The following is a 709-nucleotide window of genomic DNA, read 5'->3' on the forward strand; positions in this document are numbered from 1 at the left end:
CAAGCGGCATTGTCCGCCCAAATCACAGGGATGATGGGTACAGAAAGCGCAAATATCCTGCAAACCGCACTGAAGAGCGCATCCGAAAAGCCATCCGGCGGCACCTGGGCGGCGGTGATTGGCATCATCACCTTGCTTGTGAGCGCTTCCGGGGTCTTCGGCGAAATACAGCAGTCCTTGAACATGATATGGAAGGTCGAAGCGCAGGGCAGTTCGTTGTCGCGCCTGGTGCGCGCACGTGCGGTAAGTCTGGGACTGGTCACCGCACTTGGCTTCATGTTGCTCGTCTCTCTAGTCGCGAGCGCGGCGATTTCGGCCCTAGGCAACCTCATCAACGCACAGCTGCCGTTCGGGACACTTGTCCTGGCCGTTATCAACGCGGTCGTTTCTTTTGTCCTCCTAGCAGCTATTTTCGCCGCTATCTTCAAGATCTTGCCTGATCGAACCCTGGAATGGCGGGATGTCTGGATTGGCGCGGTTGTAACCGCTGCCCTGTTCACGCTCGGGAAATCGCTTATCGGTTGGTATATAGGCTCCAGCGCGGTCGCGGCCTCATATGGGGCCGCCGGTGGGCTGCTTGTCATCCTGCTGTGGGCTTACTACTCGGCGGAAATTTTTCTTTTTGGTGCGGAAATCACTCGCGCCTATTCCATTCGACACGGCAGCAGGTCCGATCTGGACGCTGTGCTTCACAGTGCTTGACTTGCAA

At 57.1% G+C, this 709-nt stretch carries 1 protein-coding gene; it reads left to right on the forward strand.

All coding sequences use genetic code 11. From position 1 onward, the window contains the following. On the forward strand, nucleotides 1–702 hold a 702-nt coding region (locus NKJ80_RS31410; protein WP_352498962.1), incomplete at its 5' end, for a YihY/virulence factor BrkB family protein. Nucleotides 703–709: the final 7 nt, after the last annotated feature.

This window comes from Mesorhizobium sp. M0030, from assembly GCF_040323695.1.
Taxonomy (GTDB): Bacteria; Pseudomonadota; Alphaproteobacteria; order Rhizobiales; family Rhizobiaceae; genus Mesorhizobium.